Here is an 18,709-nt window from a genome sequence, read left to right on the forward strand (position 1 = left end):
TCGAACCAATCCGTTAGATTAATGTTTAGGCAATCCTGCTTCGTAGTGTCGGTTGCCGCCCGCCTTGAATTAGGCCGTTTGCGGGGCGCGGAGCCCGTACTTGTCCATCAAATCATAGAGAGTCGGGCGACTCACGCCCAGCATCTCTGCGGCCTTGCTGATGTTGCTGTTGACACGGCTAAGAACGCGAACGATCGCTTCCCTTTCAGCTTCATCTCTCACACGCCGCAGGTTGAAAAGTTCCGGCTCAGGCGTCGTAAGCCGTAGCCCGAAGTCTTCAGCCTTCAAGGCGCTACCTTCGGCCATGATTACCGCCCTCTTTGCGCGGTTCTCAAGCTCTCTGACATTGCCTGGCCACTGATAGGCCTCGATGGCATCTATCGCCTCAGGCAACAGAGTGATGGTACCTGTGCGCTGCTCAGAGGCGAACTTACGAACGAATGCATGTGCGAGCAGGCTTGCGTCACCCTTTCGCGACCGCAAGGGCGGGATCTCTAGAACGATTTCGGCCAGTCGGTAATAGAGATCTTCGCGAAACTTTCCAGTAGAACTGAGTGCATGGAGATCCTGGTGCGTAGCACAGACGATCCTCACGTCGACGGGAATTTCGTCTCGACCACCAATTCGTTCGATGACTCTTTCTTGCAAGAAGCGGAGCAGTTTCGCCTGTAGCGAAAGAGGCAAATCGCCGATCTCATCGAGAAAGAGCGTTCCTCCGTTGGCCGTCTCGATCTTTCCGGGCGTTTGTTTGATGGCCCCCGTAAACGCACCCTTCTCGTACCCGAAAAGTTCGCTCTCCAAGAGATTGTCAGGAATCGCCGCGCAGTTGATGGCAACGAACTTATTGGATTTTCTCGGGGAGTTCACGTGAAGGGAGCGTGCCAGCAACTCCTTGCCGGTTCCGGATTCCCCTAGAAGCATCACCGTAGCACTCGTTCCCGCAACCTTTTCCACGGTCCTGCACACCTTCTGCATGTCAGGATCTCGGGTGATGATTCCGGCGTTTCCCGGTGCGACAGCGGCATTCTGGAGACGGACGTTCTCCTCCTGCAGCTCATAGACGCGATATGCACGCTCTATTATTAGGTTTAGCAGTTCCGGCTGAAACGGCTTCTCACAGAAGTCGTAGGCGCCAAGTGCTATCGATCTAACCGCATTTGCTCTGTCGTGCTGTCCGGTGATCACGATCACCTTCGTCTGTGGTATTAGCGACAGAATCTCCTGCAGGAGCAAGAAGCCGGTCGTGGTGTCATCAGGATGCGGGGGTAACCCCAGATCCATGGTCACAACGGCTGGCTCGAAACGGCGCAACTGGGCAATTGCCGAGTCACGATCATCGGCAACGATGACTTCGTACTGGTCGAACGCCCAGCGCATCTGCTTCTGAAGCGCTGGGTCGTCCTCAATCACCAACAACGGCTTACGCTTATCAGTCATGCCACAGTAGAGTCGCTTTGACGGCTCGCCTCGTTTCGATGTCTCGCGGGCAAGTAGACACTGAACGTCGTACCTTCGCCCTCCCGGCTGTCAACGGCAATCCGGCCGCCGATTTCCTGCACATACTGCTGACTTTCGTAGGCCCCGATTCCCATGCCAGTGGACTTTGTGGAACGAAATGGCTTGAAGAGTTCCTCACGTATGAACTCCTGTGTCATCCCTTTCCCTTGATCCTCCACGTCCAAGACGATGAATCGATCAACCAACCGTGAAGAGACTTTTACGCTCCCACTTCCGTCCATCGCATCGAACCCATTCTGCACAAGATGCCCCAATACCCGCTCCAGCTTCTCCGCATGCCCCATCACCCAACAGTCAGACGTCAACGAGACTGCGACGTTGCGCCCATGTCGAGCCCAAACGTCACGAATGCTTGCAATGACCGCGCCAAGATCGACAGGGGAGGCGTTTTCCACGGGGTCGGCCCCCGATCGGAGCTGCATCAGCAGTCGTTGCATCCTCAATACGACATGCTCGATCGTCTCGCGCATATCCTTTTGAAATTCCGGATTGGCTCCATGACGCTCCGCGTTCTTGAGCATGAGCGAAAGCTGGGCAACCAGGTTCTTCAAGTCATGTACTACGAAGGCTGACATCCTGTTGAACGCGGAAAACTGCTGAGCCTCTACAAGAGCGCCTGCCAGCCGAACTTGGCTGAGCACGCTAGCCGCTTGCTTTGCCGCGGTCTTCAACAAATCCAGAACTTCCCAGTCCAGGTCGATTGGAGTTCTGGGTTGCAGCAGAGCGACGAGCCCTTCCAGGCGTGTTCCGGCGAAGAGCGGAATCACGATCCATACATCTCTTGATTCGGTCAGCCAGGGAGGCAGTTCGAGGTCCGGGTAAGCTTCCCGCCGAGTACCATAGTCCGCAATGTCGATGACCCAACCCGTCTTCTCGAGAAAGACCAATAGTGACTCGCCGGCAAGAATAGTCCTTTGGTCATTGGGCATGTTCCATCTTCCAACCTGAACGAATGCCCCGTCCTCTGTTCGCCACCATTGGGTACCTCCTGGACTTTCCACAAGGTCGGCGAGGGCGTGGATCGACCGCGTAACGATATCCCCATGCCTGCCCGGTTCGCTGAGAAACCCCGTGAACTTCAGCCACTCCTCTCGATAGTCGTACCGATAGGAAAAGAAGTTCTTGCTGATTAGTACGCGGATCCTCGCTCTGATCGACCCGGAGAACACCAAAACTGCAAGCCCTAGCATGGCCACGAAGATCACCGTTGCTTGTGCTGCAGTGGCCCAACTCCCGCCGAAAATGCGCACGAAATAACCGGCACCGGCAACCGCCAGCATGTACAGCCCTGACAGGAGCAATGCAGTGGAACCAAATACCACACGTCTGGATACCGCCACATCGACGGTCCACTGACGGTTTCTATGGGTGGCAATGAGCAGTAGCGGAATAGTCAGAGCATGAACCAACCCTCGCACCGCCCAAACCTGGGAGTTCATTTCCTTTACCAGCAGTGCATCGGAAAAGACGAACAGGTCAAAAGCTAGCATCGCCGCGACACCGATGCAGAGAGGCTTCAGTGCCCACTTCTGCGTGTCCTCCGCGCCACGATACAGTTGCTCAACCTGAGTGAGGCCCAAGACAGCGCTAACGGCGAAGGCGGCGAAGATGGCATCGTTGCCAATAGGCTCTTGCGTCATGGCCCATGTTCCGAAGAACGCGAAGATCGTCGTCCCAGAGAGCGCCATGAACACCACGATGACAACACTCCATCGCATTGACGCGACGATGGTCACGTTCCTGCCGAATATGGAGATGCTATTTTGGAGATGGAGGATGAAGAGGAACCATGCGGAGAAGCGCAAAGCGTCACTCAGCACGTGGGCAAGTACGGTCTCTTCGGAGGGCCAGACTGCAGCGAAGATGCCGGTGAGCTCCCATATTCCGGCAGCCGCACAAGCTCCGGCCAATAGACGAGCGCGTTGGTTACCCTTCGCTCGAACCGCGAGAAGTGCGGCTAGCGCAAGAAACGCTAGCAGTCCGCCACCGTAGCATATGCTCGCAAGATAGTTGGGCGTCATGACCGTCAGGTCATATCGAAGTGAGCAGGACTGCTCACGAGGTACGCGATGTTCGCGAACCTTTACGCATTTGGTCTAACTACGCCTGGGGTTTTCACCCTCATTTGGATGTTGAAACCCATGGCGCCACTCACCGCACACCTTCACCCATTAATACGACACGGAACGTGCTGAATATTATGAATACGTCCAAGAGAACGCTATGGTTCTTCACGTAGTAGAGGTCGTACTGAAGCTTGCGAACCGCGTCCTCGACGGAAGCACCATAACTGTATCTGACTTGTGCCCAGCCAGTCAGACCAGGCTTGACGCTGTGTCGTGCGCCGTAGAAGGGAACCTGTTCCGTCAATTGCGCAACGAAGAAGGGCCTTTCAGGTCGGGGACCCACGAAACTCATTTCGCCTCGCAGCACGTTAAAAATCTGAGGAAGTTCATCTATTCTAGTCCTCCTGATGAACCGCCCAACCCGGGTCACGCGCGGGTCTCCTGTCGCAGCCCATCGTGGCACACCATCCTTTTCCGCATCGGCGCGCATGCTTCGAAATTTCAGTAGCATGAATTTTCGCCCCCCCATTCCCACGCGCTCCTGGCGAAAGATGACGGGCCCACCACTCTCGAGAAAAATAGCCAAGGCCGCAATGAGCATCAAAGGGGCGGCTAGAGTGAGCAGCGTAGCCGACGTTGCTAAGTCAAACGTCCGCTTGATGAGGCGTCGAATCCATCCTTGCCTGAAGCCTTCTCCATAAATTAGCCAACTCGCCTTTAGCGAATTGACGGGGACCTCGCCTGTCACTCGTTCGAAAAATGCTGAAAGATCTGTAATGCGAATCCCCCTGAGCCGGCAATTCAATAGTTGACTAACCGGAAGAACGCCCCCGCGTTGTTCCTGCAGGGCTACGATCACCTCGTTGATTGCCAAGCGATGTATGGTCTCTTCCAGAGTGGAAGCTGACCTTATGACCTTTTCCACAGAAACATTGAGGTTTGGGCTGTTTCCTACTGGGAAGAAGCCGACCAACGTTACCCCCGAACTTTTTGCCCCATCCAAAGCCCGCTCTACAGAAAGTGCCTCTGGACCCGTCCCAAGCACCAGTATCCGGTGCGAAAGCCAGTCCATCTCAACTCCAAACATCAGGAGAAGGCGAATTAGCATCAGCCCCGCGGCGGATAACAGGAGCGCTTCGGGCAGCGCCGCGCGATAGCCTTCACCGCCTGGAAGTGCGGCGAACGCAAAATAGACTGCGGCACCTCCTGTTACTAGACTGAGAGCCGTTCGACCAGCAAACGCAGAAGCAGTCGTATTCTTGTTGAGCCTATAGAGTTGAAACGCGCCCAGGCAAATTATCTGGCCGAAAGCGAACATCGAAACGGCCATTCCAAGCGAGTATTCGTCAGCCAAAGGGTCCGAAACGTGCCCCGAAAGGGCATTAATGAACGAACCAGATAAGACGAGCACAGCCAACGCAACTTCTAAGGCGGCGACAACGGGAATTCGTTGATTGAAGAGAATAACCATACAGCATTAAAAAAATCGTGGTTGCCAGCTTGACGGCTATAGAGGTCTGGCGGCACTAAAGCGAACAAGATGCCCGGCTGACCGCTGGGCCAAGAAATGGTGACCACAAGGTCGCCGGTGGCTCGTTGAATCTTGCCCGTCCGTCAAGCTGACCGTACGGTCCTCGGCATGGACGATCGGATTGCCTTCATGATCGTGTGGTAAACGAGGATCCGAGCGGGGAAGCGTAACCACAGCGCTCTCGCCTCAAAAACGGAGGAAATGGATGTCGGTCGCTTGAAGTCCCGCCTATCTGGATGAAGGGGGAATGCAAGCGCGGTCATTCCGAACTCGATGGAGCGACGCGCGAATCTTCCCGGAGCCTCGGCGCCAAGGAGGGCAAAGAACTCCCCGGGCACAGTCGTCCCGAGCCAAGCCATGCAAAAGTAGGCTGCGTACCAGACTGAACGGGCCAAACCGTGGATCTTTGCCTCTCGGGCCAGTTCGTCCCAAAAATGCGGTGAGCTACTGTGATCCACGAAGAGTGAATTCAGATCTATGAGGTCCTTGAACCGACCTTGGAAATCTGAGTCGTAAAACAGATGTGCTGAGGCATGAACAAGTTGATCAACAGGGCTCAAGACCCGAAACTTTGATCCGACGACCGGAATAGCTCGTTCCAGCAAGCGTTCAGCGATGGGCTTTGCGCGAGCAACCACAGGAAGAATCGTATGATGAACGTCTAGTTCCATCGCGTAACTGCTGTGCCACATGGGCGGCAGTTCGTGTGACCATTCGCGGTAGTACCGCTGGTCGTAAGTGTCCGGCTTCTCCGTTCTCCAGCCGTGAATGGTTAGGCGGTCTTCCACTTCAGCTAGCGAGTCCTTGGGCACCATTATGTCGATATCCTCGAACAGACGTCCGTCTGACGTGGAGATGCCTTGCGCGATGTATGACGCACCTTTAAGTAACACAAGGGGGAATCCACAACCATTCAGTACCAGCTCAAGCCCCCAGAGCACGCCGAGCGCCGTGTGCTTGCGATGGAGCGAATATCCATACGCTCCATCAAGGTGCGCCCTTACTGAATCGGGCACAGCGTCTAGAACTCCGCGGCGCCTGAGTTCAGCACAGAGTCGCCCCAGAAGTTTGGCCTGCCTAGCAGTGCGAATGAGAATGTCCCACTCATCCCCACCAAGACTGACACAGCGGTGCGGATCGTCAAATGCGCTCAACAGGAGCACTTGATGTCTGGCCGGTTCAGTCTTTCTCATCGCGAATGACGTGTATCCGCTGCGATCTTTTCTCGCAGTCTCCTGTATGGGTGTCGTCTCACTCACGGACACCTGCATCAATGGTCCTCTTCACTCTAAGCAGCGTCAGTGACCGATTCCCACGAACCCTTCGAACCTTCTATCGATTCGAGCAGATCATCGATGGTCGCGATGGCATCGTCGAGCGAGTCAAAAATTAGCTGTTTGCAAGGACACTTTCTAACGAGGTCCGTCACGCGGAGAAAACCCTTGGGGCCGAGAAACTCATAGTTGAATGAGTTTACTGCGAGTCGATTGAACGCACTGGCGGCGTCTACATCTTCTAGTCGGCAACGCGCACCTTTCGCATACCTCGGAAAGACAACCACCGCCGGCACGGCGACGGTATGACGAGCCCTTACACTGTCGAGACTAGGCGCAAGGTGACTAACTTCTCCCTTCTTCGTCTTGGGGAAGATTGGACCCAGCACTGCACTCGGAAAGCGATCACGGATTATCGGGACCGAGTTATTCTTTAGAGCGACTGGGCGTACCATCGGGATGAGATGACCGCTTTCCGGTTCAATTACCCCGAATTCGTCAGACAGCAATCGGTACCCAGACAAGTGCAAAGCAGCGGTCAGCGTGCTCTTGCCTGAACCTGGTATGGCAGGGAAGAGCACTGCACGGTTGTTCTTGGCGACCACTCCGGCGTGGAGCACCAAGTAATGAAAAATCCGGTCAGATAGCGCATAGTTCATTCCCCACTCGAGCAAGGGAAGCGTTGTATCTGCTGGAAACGGCTCAAAGGGCCTGTTGGCGTCAGAGAGGAACTCAATCTGAGGGTTGATGAAACGCCTTAAGCCTCTGACGCGCAGGACTTGAACAGTTGCATCCACGAACCCGGAATGCTGTTCATCAGGGAAGTGCTGATATACGGACAGAATGGCGGATGCGAGAGGCTCGCAATCGGTGAAAATCCGGACTCTCGCGGCGCCGAAGTCAACCGTTAGGCCGACCTCTGTCATCCTTTGGACCAACGAAGGCGCAGTCAAACCACCCACCGTCGGCTGCTGACTCATTAGATACCAGTCCTTGTTGCCTTAGTCCGCTTAGTATGTCCGATAATCGGAGAAATTCCTCCGAATCTCTCTCAGATCTGGCCTCTATGCCAAACGACTCCGCGAGATTCTCGAAACCGAGCGGACCTGCAGCAAGCAACTTTAGTACCTCAGCCGCGGCGAGCGGTATGAAGTGAGTTTCCCACGAGACTGGATTGAATATGGCGCATTGCTCGGAGAAAATCTCCAATTGCGCCAACGGCCGGACAAGAGACCACTTCAAGGTCAGATTCAAGCGTGAAAACGGAATCTCGAATCGTACGTCGCAGAACTCTTACACGAACGAACATGCACAGGATTTTCGGATCTTTTGCGGTCCGTCAGTGATCTTTAAACTGTCTTGCCAGGCAAATCCCTTGATGTGCCCAGGGGTACCCGATGCTTCATCTCGAGGCTGGAACAGCACAAGCGCGGACTTCTTCTCGTTTGTTTGATCCAACTTATAAGAAGACCCTGAGGGGGGCGTCTCTGGGACCGCGCCCGGATTTCCGTTAGCGTCAAGCTTGTAATACACGTTCTTGGGACAGACTAACGACATTCCATCGTTGATTGAAGCATCGATGTTCGTTGGCGTGACATAGTCCGCTTGCTTCACCCACTTGAACGAACCGTTCTGCCACATGTACCTGCTGGAGGTGACTCTAGTGACCTCGCACCGAAGCCAGCCATCGGATGAAGGACTCACGTAAGTTGGGTCAGCTGCCGTCTTGTCGACGGTACGACAAAACGCGCTACTGTTTGCCAACGCAGTTCCAGGCTGGACGGTGAGCACCACTGGAACAGAAGCGCCCCCTCGCAGGAGTTGCCTGCGTTGCGTATTGATATCACTCATCGAGATTCGCTCCTACAGCACGTAGACTTCTGCCGTTTTGATAACTTACTGCAAGACTCGCACCTGCCTAGAGCGCGTTTCTAACATACTGACCCAAAATCATAATTAGCCGTCGACGCCATGCAGGATAAACATCACTGTAAGGCTGGTCGACATATTCACTATCAGTCCACCGTAACATGCGATCACGATGTTTCGCGCCGATTTGTCCGCGCCCGCAGCGCTTTCTCAACTTCCTCTCGAGAAGGCAAAGGTGTGATCGCACCGAACCCCTCGCACACCAAACCGGCTGCGCAGTTAGCATAAGCGAGAGCTTGTTCAAAAGTTCGTCCCGAGGCCATTTCCGCAATCAACGCGCCCGCAAAACAATCTCCGGCGCCGGTCGCGTCGAGGAAAGAAATTTCCAGCGCGGGGATGCGGAAGGACTTGCGCCCGTCTGAGGCAAGCACCCCTTCCGCCCCCAGTTTAAGGGCAACATGGCGCGCCCCCAGTGACAGTGCCCATTCCACTATTGCTTCTGGCTCGCTGTGACCGGTTAAGGTGCGCGCATCCTCCAAACTCGGAAGGAAAAAATCAGACAGAGAGATTGATGTCTCAATGACGGCCTTGGCTCGTCTGAGGGGCCAAAGTCTCATTCGAAAATTGGAGTCATACACGACCTTCACACCCTGCTGACGCGCACGCTCCATAGCGTCAAATGCTGCGTCACAAGCAGATGTACTAATTGCTTGCGTGATTCCTGAAGTGTGAAAGAACCTGCTTCGCTCCAATACTTCCAGCGGTAGATCTCGATGAGTAAGTTTGGATGCCGCAGAACCGACCCGCCGATAAGTGAAAGTATGCCCTTCTGCTCCGTGTGAGATGAAGTAGATAGCCGTCGGTGACTCGTCGTCCACGTGAATGCCGCGCTGGTCAATCCCTTCTCGACGCCACAGCGACTGCAACTGCTGCCCGAATTCGTCATTCCCAATTCGCGTGATGTAAGCGACCCGGGCTCCCTGTCGTGCCGCAGCAATCGCCACGTTCATGGTGTCACCGCCAAAACCCTGGAGGTACTGCCCAGGAAGCCCCGGGAGACTACTGAACTCGACCATAGGCTCTCCGAGCGAGACTAGGTCCCACTCGCAAGTTGCGTGACTGGAATCAGCTAGCGCAGAGTCGCTCATGTGAACCGCTCCATTCGCAACTGAACGAGCAGCGTGTGGCACAAGGGGGAGACGCCGTTTGATAGAATTTTGTGCATCGCATCACACAAGGACTTCATCATGCTTTCAGGCAAATCCGCCTTAGTTACGGGTTCCACGAGCGGCATCGGACTCGCTATTGCGACACTGCTGGCGCGCCACGGGGCTAATGTGATGCTTCACGGACTTGGTGACCCGGCCGAAATCGCAGATCTCCGGGCGCGAATTCAAAGGGAGACCGTAGCCACCATTCTATATTCTGATGCGGACATGAATTTTCCTTCTGACATCCGGACGCTGACGCACGAAGCCGTCAGGGCATTCGGGAGTGTGGATATTCTTGTCAATAACGCTGGCGTACAGCACGTCGCGCCCATCACCAGTTTTCCCACAGAGAAGTGGGACCAAATTCTTGCCATCAATCTATCGGCGGCCTTTCATGCCATACAAGGATGCATCGGCGGGATGATAGACAAGGGATGGGGACGGATCATCAACATAGCGTCGGCCCACGGTGTCGTAGCGTCTGCCTACAAGTCAGCATACGTGGCTTCCAAACATGGGCTAATAGGACTTACCAAGAGCGTCGCGCTGGAAACTGCCGAGTTGGGCATTACCTGCAATGCAGTGTGTCCTGGATACGTTCTTACTCCGTTAGTCGAGAGGCAAGTTGACGATCAGGCCAAGGCCCATGCGATTTCCCGCGACGAAGTCATTGGAAAGGTGATGCTCGACCGTCAACCGACGAAGAAATTCGTTAGCGTGGACCAAGTCGCTGAGTTGTGCTTGTTCTTATGTGGAAATGCTTCGAGCTCCATTACGGGAAGTTCTCTTTCAATCGATGGAGGGTGGACTGCTCAGTGACCGAAAGAACTCTTGAGCAAGTTGGAAGGTGGGGAACTGAATCGCCCCGGGTTTCCCGGAGCGCTCCGGGTTTGAACCAGTCCACCCACTCCCGTGTCGCCTACTCCACCTCATCCACATTTCTCCACGGACTCCTCGGATGGATGACTTCCGTCTTGAACAGCCCGATGATGGTCTCGGCCAGGGCGTTGTCGTCGGAGTCCCCAATACTGCCGACGGAGGGTTCTGCTCCGGTCGTCGCGAGCCGTTCCGACTATTGTCAGCGGTAATCCAACAATCCCCAATTGGAGGCTCCTGAAATTCCGGGGCGATTCGCCCTAGTGCTGATGCCACGCGACGGCCTTAGGCGCATCTCCTGAATGGTCAAATCGCCGGCGTACTCGCCCAGATGAGCCTCTACAAGCATTGACAGAGAGCTTACTGAGCGTGCGTCCTGTGGGGCGAACTTCGTATGGCGGGCAGACTCACCAGACTGGCCAGACGCGCCCCAAAACGCTAGCCGTTCTTCAGAGCCCCGGCGCCGCTAGTCCTGGAGTGGATTTTCCGGTATAGTTATGGGCTTCACGGAGAGTTCTCCCCAGAGAACGTTCTGCAATGATTGCCGCTCCCAAGTAACAACGTACTTGGCGCGCGGGTGGGTTGGTCCTGCTTTGTGTTGCGATGTGAGCGTTAGGCCAAGTAGCTCAGTTGGTAGAGCAGAGGACTGAAAATCCTTGTGTCGGTGGTTCGATTCCGCCCTTGGCCACCACTTAAATCTGATCCATGGAAGCCCTTGGCTCGAGATCCTTCCATTGTCGTCTATGGCGCGGTGAAGATAGAGAGCAGCATCAGGGAGCGCCCAGTAACCGGGTCCGCCCCTGTGCTGGACAACGCTGATCCCATAGGGATCGGGTAGTACGCGCACATGGAACTGATCACCCTTGGCGTAAATCATAAGACTGCGCCGATTTCCTTGCGTGAAAAGATCGCTTTCAATGCGGACCAGCTTGAACCAGCACTGCGTGATCTAGTTCAACACAATCTGGTTCGCGAAGCGGCGATCGTCTCCACCTGCAATCGTACGGAAGTCTACTGCGCTACAGCCGATTCGAATCAAGTTTCAAAGTGGCTTGCGAGCTTCCACGGAATAGATTCCGTGCAGCTCGCTCCCTACGTTTACACGTACCCCTCGGACCGAGCTGTCACTCATGTGTTCCGAGTCGCAAGTGGTCTTGAATCCATGGTTGTGGGGGAACCGCAGATACTTGGCCAGTTGAAGCAAGCTGTTCGATCAGCAGAGCATGCCGGCACACTCGGCGCAGTGTTGCATAAACTTTTCCAGCGGTCGTTCTCCGTCGCTAAGGAAGTTCGCTCCCATACTGAGATTGGTACCAGCTCTGTGTCTATGGCCGCGGCCGCGGTCCGTATAGCAGAGCGTATTTTTCCATCGATAACGCAGCAATCCATACTGTTTATTGGCGCAGGGGAGATGATTGAACTATGCGCTGCGCACTTCTGTGGTAGATCGCCGAAGCGAGTGGTTTTTGCGAACAGAACGTTAGATCGTGCGTTTCAACTCGCGCAACGGTTCTCTGGAGAGGCAATCGGTCTTCAGGAAATTCCGACGACTCTAGCCAGTCATGATGTCGTGGTGAGTTGTACGGCGAGTGTCTTGCCGTTGATTGGCAAAGGATTGGTAGAGAGTGCAGTTAGGGCCAGACGCCATCGCCCTATTCTGATAATCGACCTTGCGGTGCCTAGAGACGTCGAACCTGAAGTCGGACAGCTTGAGGATGTTTTTCTTTGTACGGTCGACGACCTTGGCAAGATTGTCAAGGAAGGAGTGGATCTACGGCGCGCCGCGGTTGCGCAAGCAGAGAAGATTATTGGCAGAGGGGTGGATGAGTTCATGCGTTGGCTGTTGGCTCGGGATAGTGTTCCCACGATAAAGGCATTCCGAGCGCAAGCAGAAAGTGTTCGACTGCATGAATTAGAAAAGGCAATGAAGGCACTAACGAAGGGCTCCCATCCAGAGTTAGTTCTCGAAGCCTTGTCTATAGGTCTCACGAACAAGTTTCTCCACGGCCCAACTCATGCGCTGAACGATGTCGCGAGCGAGGAGAGAGATCGCTTAGCCGGCATGCTTTCCCGCCTCTATTTCACTGATCGCAGGCAATGAAGGCGAGTATTCGAAGCAAACTCTCTCAGCTATCCGTGAGAAAAGAGGAAATTGATCGCGTACTCGCAACGGGTTCGGCAACCCAAGACCTAGATAGCTATAGACGAATCACAAAGGAACTGGCCGAGATCGAACCTTTGGTAAGACTGTATGAATTGCATTGCCGCGCCAGCGCTGATCTGTCAACGGCTAGGGAAATGGCGTCTGATCCTCAGTTGAAGGATTTCGCTGAGAGCGAAATGCATGTGGTGCAAGAGGAACTAGCGAAGATTGAACTAGAGTTACAGCAACAGTTACTTCCAAGAGATCCCAACGATGAACGTAGCGTCTTTCTCGAGATTAGAGCCGGGGCCGGTGGCGATGAATCGGGGCTGTTCGCGGGTGACTTGCTTCGAATGTACTGTAGGTTCGCGGAGCGCCAGGGTTGGAACGTTGAATTAGTGTCTCGTACGCCAAGTGAAGCCGGTGGATTCAAGGAGGTTATCTGCAAGATCAGCGGTCGGGGGGTTTACTCGAAGTTGAAGTTTGAATCGGGTGGTCATCGGGTACAACGCATTCCCGAAACGGAGACCCAAGGGAGAATTCATACCTCCGCATGTACCGTTGCAGTGCTTCCGGAGTTGGACGATGTTAGCGACACTGTTATCACGCCTGCGGAGATTCGAATTGATACGTTTCGGGCCTCCGGGGCCGGTGGGCAGCACATCAATAAGACCGACTCCGCCGTGCGAGTCACGCATCTACCGACCGGTATTGTTGTGGAATGCCAGGACGATCGTTCGCAGCATAAGAACAAGGCGCAGGCACTTGCCGTATTGTCCGCACGGATAAAGGACAGGCAGTTACGTGAGCGAGCGGAAAAGACGGCAACAGAAAGACGGTTGTTGATTGGCAGCGGTGATCGATCAGAGCGTATTCGTACCTACAATTTTCCCCAAGGTCGAGTCTCGGATCATCGCATTAATCTCACCCTCTACAAAATTGGCCAAATCATGGATGGCGAGCTTGACGAGCTAATTGCAGCGCTCGGTACGGAATACCAAGCGGAACAACTTGCGGCATTGGGGGAGGATCAATGAGCTTATTTACGCTGGGCGCCAGGTTCGCGGCAGATGCTCGTCGACTTTCAACGACGATAAAGATACCCAAAGATGATGCACTGCGCGAGATTCGGCGACTTGCCGCACACGCACTGAAATTGTCCTCAGCTCAACTGGCCATTCGAGAGAGAGAAGCGCCTGGTCGATTCGACCTTTCGCCGTATGGGATCGTCTTTGATCGTCGACTTCGCGGGGAACCTCTAACGTACATAATGGGCGAATGCGGTTTCCGCGAGCATGTGTTTCGCGTGACGCCGGACGTCCTTATACCTCGGTCGGAAACAGAAGAGCTAGTTGATGCAGCATTGAGAATCATCGACAACGAAAACGTAACGCGGATACTTGATCTGGGTACTGGCAGTGGCTGCGTTGCGATTTCCCTGGCACTTGAACGCCCTTTTGTCGCAGTCACAGCGTCTGAGGTATTGGAGTCGGCACTTGTTGTAGCTAAGGAAAACGCCGAACGCCTAGGTGCCACAAACGTGACTTTTCTCTTGTCAGACTGGTATGACTCTGTCGACCAAGACGCATTCGACATGATTGTCTCCAATCCGCCGTACATTCGCGAATCTGACACGCACTTGGACGCGTTGAGGTATGAGCCACCAGTTGCCTTGATTGGCGGCGAAGATGGGCTTGACGCATTGCGGAAAGTTGTCTCGCTTGCGCCCAGGCACTTGCGTCCGGGAGGGGCTCTACTTGTCGAACATGGATTCGACCAACAAGAAGCCGTAGTGTCCTTGTTTGAGGCCGCGGGTTTTTCGATGCTTCACGTCTTGCGCGATCTGTCTGGAAACCCAAGGATGGTAGCGGGAAAGATGGGTGAAAGAGCACCTGTTCGCCCCCCGCAAGAGAAGGGCACCGGCCAACGTTTAGGGCTCAGACGCGCCGCCTTCAAGCTACGTGAACAGAAAGAGCATGAGTTGGTGGCGTGGTACCGATTCCGACCAAAAGGAGTGGAAATATGAACACGCACGAACGCATCAAACAGCAAATCGCGGACAACGCAATCGTCCTCTACATGAAGGGTTCTCCTGATGCACCTATGTGCGGTTTCTCAGCAGCGGCAGTTCAAATTCTGGAGGCGTGTGGTGCACAAGAGGTTGCCACGGTAAACGTTCTGGACGACCCCGAAGTTCGGCAGGGGATCAAGGAGTTCTCAAATTGGCCTACGATTCCCCAGTTATATATCAATGGGGAATTTATCGGTGGCGCCGATATCATGAGAGAAATGTTCGCCAACGGTGAACTGCAGAAGCTCATAGGAAAGAACTGACGCGCCCCATGTTCCGGTGGTTCGATACCGTGCTGCTAAGCGCTTGTGTCGTTGAAGGTGGGGTAAGAGGCGTTCTGGATAGGGGGTGTGATGGGGTGAGGTTTGGGCGGAGTGGGATGGTGGAGGGGTGGCTGAAGTTGTGGCAATAGAAACGCCAATGCCCCGTCGAAGGGATCGACGGGGCATTGTGTTTTGGGGAGCCTTGCGGTGACCTACTTTCGCACGGGTTGCCGCACTATCATCGGCGCAGTCTCGTTTCACGCTCCTGTTCGGGATGGGAAGGGGGTGGGACCAAGACGCTATGGCCGCAAGGCAAAGCTTGGATGTCGTGGTGTCGCCAAGCGGCTGGATCACGACATGCGATGGGGAAGAAGTGTCTGGGTTGCAGAGTGTTTCGCTTGTGGCTGCAAGATCGAGCCTTTCATTCAAGGCTATAGGATCAAGCCGTACGGGCAATTAGTACGCCTTAGCTCAACGTGTTACCACGCTTGCACACGGCGCCTATCAACGTTGTGGTCTTCAACGACCCTTCAAGGAGCTCAAGGCTCCGGGAAGTCTCATCTTGAGGCAAGTTTCCCGCTTAGATGCTTTCAGCGGTTATCTCTTCCGAGCTTAGCTACCCGGCGATACGACTGGCGTCATAACCGGTACACCAGAGGTTCGTCCACTCCGGTCCTCTCGTACTAGGAGCAGCCCCCCTCAAACTTCCAACGCCCACGGCAGATAGGGACCAAACTGTCTCACGACGTTTTAAACCCAGCTCACGTACCACTTTAAATGGCGAACAGCCATACCCTTGGGACCGGCTACAGCCCCAGGATGTGATGAGCCGACATCGAGGTGCCAAACTCCCCCGTCGATGTGAACTCTTGGGAGGAATCAGCCTGTTATCCCCGGCGTACCTTTTATCCGTTGAGCGATGGCCCTTCCATTCAGAACCACCGGATCACTATGACCTACTTTCGTAGCTGCTCGACTTGTCAGTCTCGCAGTCAAGCACGCTTTTGCCATTGCACTTTCAGCGCGATGTCCGACCGCGCCAAGCGTACCTTCGCACTCCTCCGTTACACTTTGGGAGGAGACCGCCCCAGTCAAACTGCCTACCATGCACTGTCCCCAAGCCCGATTCAGGGCCCAAGGTTAGAACCGCAATGACATCAGGGTGGTATTTCAACGTCGGCTCCAGGCGATCTAGCAACCGCCCTTCAACGCCTCCCACCTATCCTACACAGATCCCATCACAGTCCAATGCAAAGCTACAGTAAAGGTGCACGGGGTCTTTCCGTCTAGCCGCGGGTAGATTGCATCTTCACAAACATTTCAACTTCGCTGAGTCTCGGGTGGAGACAGTGTGGCCATCGTTACGCCATTCGTGCAGGTCGGAACTTACCCGACAAGGAATTTCGCTACCTTAGGACCGTTATAGTTACGGCCGCCGTTTACCGGGGCTTCGATCAAGAGCTTGCACCCCATCACTTAACCTTCCGGCACCGGGCAGGCGTCACACCCTATACGTCGATTCATCATCTTTGCAGAGTGCTGTGTTTTTATTAAACAGTCGCAGCCACCAGTTCACTGCAACCCCATCGGCCTTCGTCCGCAAGGGACTACAACCTACCGGGGCGCACCTTCTCCCGAAGTTACGGTGCCAATTTGCCGAGTTCCTTCACCCGAGTTCTCTCAAGCGCCTTAGGATTCTCACCCTGCCCACCTGTGTCGGTTTGCGGTACGGTCAACGTACAACTGAAGCTTAGAGGCTTTTCCTGGAAGCGGGGTATCAGTCACTTCAGTCTCAATGAGACCTCGTCATCACCTCTCGGCTTAGCCACGCGGATTTGCCTACGCAGCATGCCTACAGGCTTAAACCGGGACATCCAACACCCGGCTAGCCTAACCTTCTTCGTCCCCCCATCGCATTGCACGTTGGTACAGGAATATTGACCTGTTTCCCATCAGCTACGGCTTTCGCCCTCACCTTAGGGGCCGACTCACCCTGCGCCGATGAACGTTGCGCAGGAAACCTTGGGCTTTCGGCGACAGCGCTTTTCACGCTGTTTATCGCTACTCATGTCAGCATTCGCACTTCCGATACCTCCAGCATCCCTTACAGGACACCTTCACAGGCCTACGGAACGCTCTCCTACCGCGCACATTTCTGTGCACCCGCAGCTTCGGTTACACGCTTGAGCCCCGTTACATCTTCCGCGCAGGACGACTCGACCAGTGAGCTATTACGCTTTCTTTAAAGGATGGCTGCTTCTAAGCCAACCTCCTGGCTGTCTAAGCCTTCCCACCTCGTTTTCCACTTAGCGTGTCATTAGGGACCTTAGCTGGCGGTCTGGGTTGTTTCCCTCTTGACACCGGACGTTAGCACCCGATGTCTGTCTCCCGTGCTGCACTTCCCGGTATTCGGAGTTTGCTATGGTTTGGTAAGCCTAGAACGGCCCCCTAGCCATGACAGTGCTCTACCCCCAGGAGTGATACACGAGGCGCTACCTAAATAGCTTTCGGAGAGAACCAGCTATTTCCGGATTTGTTTAGCCTTTCACCCCTACCCACAGCTCATCCCCTAGTTTTTCAACACTAGTGGGTTCGGACCTCCACGAGGTGTTACCCCCGCTTCATCCTGGCCATGGGTAGATCATCCGGTTTCGGGTCTACGCCTACCAACTAAAGCGCCCTATTCGGACTCGCTTTCGCTGCGCCTCCCCTATTCGGTTAAGCTCGCTGGTAAACGTAAGTCGCTGACCCATTATACAAAGGTACGCCGTCATCCCTTTCAGGGACTCCGACTGTTTGTATGCATGCGGTTTCAGGATCTATTTCACTCCCCTCCCGGGGTTCTTTTCGCCTTTCCCTCACGGTACTGGTTCACTATCGGTCGATCACGAGTATTTAGCCTTGGAGGATGGTCCCCCATCTTCAGACAGGATTCCACGTGTCCCGCCCTACTTTTCGCTGCCCTAGTTCCACCAGCGTCTTTTCGCATACGGGGCTATCACCCGACTATGGCCGGCCTTTCCAGACCGTTCTGCTAAAACACTGGCTAAAGACAGCAGGCTCGTCCGGTTTCGCTCGCCACTACTTCCGGAATCTCGGTTGATTTCTCTTCCTCTGCCTACTTAGATGTTTCAGTTCAGCGGGTTAGCTCCCTCCGCCCTATGTATTCAGGCGGCGGTGACCCTTGCGGGCCGGGTTTCCCCATTCGGACATCTCCGGATCAATGCTCATTTGCCAGCTCCCCGGAGCTTTTCGCAGGCTGTCACGTCCTTCATCGCCTGTGATCGCCAAGGCATCCACCACATGCACTTAGTCGCTTGATCCTATAGCCTTGAACCCTCTTCCGAGGACCCCAGACTTCGTCTCTGCAACCTTGCAAATGCTTGCCACTGCACACCCCACCACGCCGTCATCTGACCGGCAGAGTGCACGCGATACAATCTTAACCCAGATCGTCATCTCTCCAGCATCGCCCAGCCCCTCGCCCCGTCATCACGCGACTCAAGCACCAGAACGATCACCTTCCAGATCGCCGATTCACTTCTTCCACATTGTTAAAGAACACTGCCCTTCTCAGCTTTCGCCTCAAAGGCCAAGAGTCAATGCCGTCCAATACTCCTCGTATCGCACGACCCTGACTGCTGACCTCTACCTTCTGGTGGAGCCAAGCGGGATCGAACCGATGACCTCCTGCTTGCAAAGCAGGCGCTCTCCCAACTGAGCTATGGCCCCATTTTGATCGATGGTGGGTCTGGTTGGATTCGAACCAACGACCCCCCGCCTTATCAAGACGGTGCTCTAACCAACTGAGCTACAGACCCGGCCAGACACCCAAAGCCTTCACGCCTCTCCAGGACCTTCCGTCTTCGAATGTGCAGTGTTGAAAC

General features: G+C 54.7%; 11 protein-coding genes, 3 tRNA genes, 2 rRNA genes and 1 pseudogene. 6 read left to right on the top strand and 11 right to left on the bottom strand.

The annotated features are described in order from the left end of the window. Positions 1-69 precede the first annotated feature (69 nt). The 6 genes from prsR to IPK20_03370 form a co-directional block, all read right to left on the bottom strand. On the bottom strand, positions 70-1,437 hold the full coding sequence (prsR, locus tag IPK20_03345) for a PEP-CTERM-box response regulator transcription factor (GenBank protein ID MBK8015839.1): 1,368 nt from the start codon (positions 1,435-1,437) through the stop codon (positions 70-72). Continuing rightward, positions 1,434-3,539, bottom strand: a complete 2,106-nt coding sequence (gene prsK, locus IPK20_03350) for a PEP-CTERM system histidine kinase PrsK (GenBank protein MBK8015840.1) — start codon at positions 3,537-3,539, stop codon at positions 1,434-1,436. Before prsK ends, prsR begins: the two co-directional genes overlap by 4 nt. Positions 3,540-3,669: 130 nt before the next feature. Continuing rightward, positions 3,670-5,055: a TIGR03013 family PEP-CTERM/XrtA system glycosyltransferase gene (locus IPK20_03355; protein MBK8015841.1), complete on the bottom strand. Its 1,386-nt coding sequence runs from the start codon at positions 5,053-5,055 to the stop codon at positions 3,670-3,672. A gap of 143 nt (positions 5,056-5,198) precedes the next feature. Beyond that, entirely contained in the window at positions 5,199-6,308 is a 1,110-nt protein-coding gene (locus tag IPK20_03360; protein MBK8015842.1) for a nucleotidyltransferase family protein, read from the bottom strand. A 95-nt stretch (positions 6,309-6,403) separates the two neighbouring features. Continuing rightward, positions 6,404-7,369, bottom strand: coding sequence for an HprK-related kinase A (locus IPK20_03365; protein ID MBK8015843.1), 966 nt, complete (start codon positions 7,367-7,369; stop codon positions 6,404-6,406). Between the two features lie 1,056 nt (positions 7,370-8,425). Then, positions 8,426-9,406, bottom strand: a complete 981-nt coding sequence (locus tag IPK20_03370; GenBank protein ID MBK8015844.1) for a sugar kinase — start codon at positions 9,404-9,406, stop codon at positions 8,426-8,428. Between the two features lie 96 nt (positions 9,407-9,502). Between IPK20_03370 and IPK20_03375 the strand changes: the two genes are divergently transcribed. Further along, positions 9,503-10,288, top strand: a complete 786-nt coding sequence (locus tag IPK20_03375; GenBank protein ID MBK8015845.1) for a 3-hydroxybutyrate dehydrogenase — start codon at positions 9,503-9,505, stop codon at positions 10,286-10,288. 103 nt (positions 10,289-10,391) lie between these two features. On the opposite strand, the pseudogene IPK20_03380 reads toward IPK20_03375, so the two are convergent. After that, positions 10,392-10,541, bottom strand: a pseudogene (locus IPK20_03380) (IS3 family transposase). A 419-nt stretch (positions 10,542-10,960) separates the two neighbouring features. Between IPK20_03380 and IPK20_03385 the strand changes: the two are divergent. From IPK20_03385 to grxD, 5 genes are all read left to right on the top strand, one after another. After that, positions 10,961-11,036: transfer RNA gene (locus IPK20_03385), tRNA-Phe, on the top strand. A gap of 156 nt (positions 11,037-11,192) precedes the next feature. After that, positions 11,193-12,446, top strand: coding sequence for a glutamyl-tRNA reductase (locus IPK20_03390; protein ID MBK8015846.1), 1,254 nt, complete (start codon positions 11,193-11,195; stop codon positions 12,444-12,446). Further along, positions 12,443-13,525: a peptide chain release factor 1 gene (gene prfA, locus IPK20_03395; protein ID MBK8015847.1), complete on the top strand. Its 1,083-nt coding sequence runs from the start codon at positions 12,443-12,445 to the stop codon at positions 13,523-13,525. Before IPK20_03390 ends, prfA begins: the two co-directional genes overlap by 4 nt. Then, complete coding sequence (gene prmC, locus IPK20_03400) at positions 13,522-14,514, top strand: peptide chain release factor N(5)-glutamine methyltransferase (protein ID MBK8015848.1); 993 nt, start codon at positions 13,522-13,524, stop codon at positions 14,512-14,514. Before prfA ends, prmC begins: the two co-directional genes overlap by 4 nt. Next, on the top strand, positions 14,511-14,822 hold the full coding sequence (gene grxD, locus IPK20_03405; GenBank protein ID MBK8015849.1) for a Grx4 family monothiol glutaredoxin: 312 nt from the start codon (positions 14,511-14,513) through the stop codon (positions 14,820-14,822). Before prmC ends, grxD begins: the two co-directional genes overlap by 4 nt. Before the next feature lie 199 nt (positions 14,823-15,021). On the opposite strand, the gene rrf is transcribed toward grxD, so the two are convergent. From rrf to IPK20_03425, 4 genes are all read right to left on the bottom strand, one after another. Continuing rightward, positions 15,022-15,135, bottom strand: a 5S ribosomal RNA gene (gene rrf, locus IPK20_03410). A 122-nt stretch (positions 15,136-15,257) separates the two neighbouring features. Then, positions 15,258-18,145, bottom strand: a 23S ribosomal RNA gene (locus IPK20_03415). Positions 18,146-18,478: 333 nt separating this feature from the next. Beyond that, positions 18,479-18,554, bottom strand: a tRNA-Ala gene (locus IPK20_03420). Positions 18,555-18,565: 11 nt separating this feature from the next. Next, positions 18,566-18,643 (bottom strand) — tRNA-Ile (locus IPK20_03425). Positions 18,644-18,709: the final 66 nt, after the last annotated feature.

It is taken from the genome of Betaproteobacteria bacterium, from assembly GCA_016713305.1.
Classification (GTDB): Bacteria; Pseudomonadota; Gammaproteobacteria; order Burkholderiales.

Excerpts from the sequence above, each read along its gene's own strand:
- IPK20_03390 (MBK8015846.1), top strand. The coding sequence starts at position 11,193 with ATGGAACTGATCACCCTTGGCGTAAATCATAAGACTGCGCCGATTTCC.
- IPK20_03370 (MBK8015844.1), bottom strand. The coding sequence starts at position 9,406 with ATGAGCGACTCTGCGCTAGCTGATTCCAGTCACGCAACTTGCGAGTGG.
- prfA (MBK8015847.1), top strand. The coding sequence starts at position 12,443 with ATGAAGGCGAGTATTCGAAGCAAACTCTCTCAGCTATCCGTGAGAAAA.
- prsK (MBK8015840.1), bottom strand. The coding sequence starts at position 3,539 with ATGACGCCCAACTATCTTGCGAGCATATGCTACGGTGGCGGACTGCTA.
- IPK20_03360 (MBK8015842.1), bottom strand. The coding sequence starts at position 6,308 with ATGAGAAAGACTGAACCGGCCAGACATCAAGTGCTCCTGTTGAGCGCA.
- IPK20_03355 (MBK8015841.1), bottom strand. The coding sequence starts at position 5,055 with ATGGTTATTCTCTTCAATCAACGAATTCCCGTTGTCGCCGCCTTAGAA.
- prsR (MBK8015839.1), bottom strand. The coding sequence starts at position 1,437 with ATGACTGATAAGCGTAAGCCGTTGTTGGTGATTGAGGACGACCCAGCG.
- IPK20_03365 (MBK8015843.1), bottom strand. The coding sequence starts at position 7,369 with ATGAGTCAGCAGCCGACGGTGGGTGGTTTGACTGCGCCTTCGTTGGTC.
- grxD (MBK8015849.1), top strand. The coding sequence starts at position 14,511 with ATGAACACGCACGAACGCATCAAACAGCAAATCGCGGACAACGCAATC.
- prmC (MBK8015848.1), top strand. The coding sequence starts at position 13,522 with ATGAGCTTATTTACGCTGGGCGCCAGGTTCGCGGCAGATGCTCGTCGA.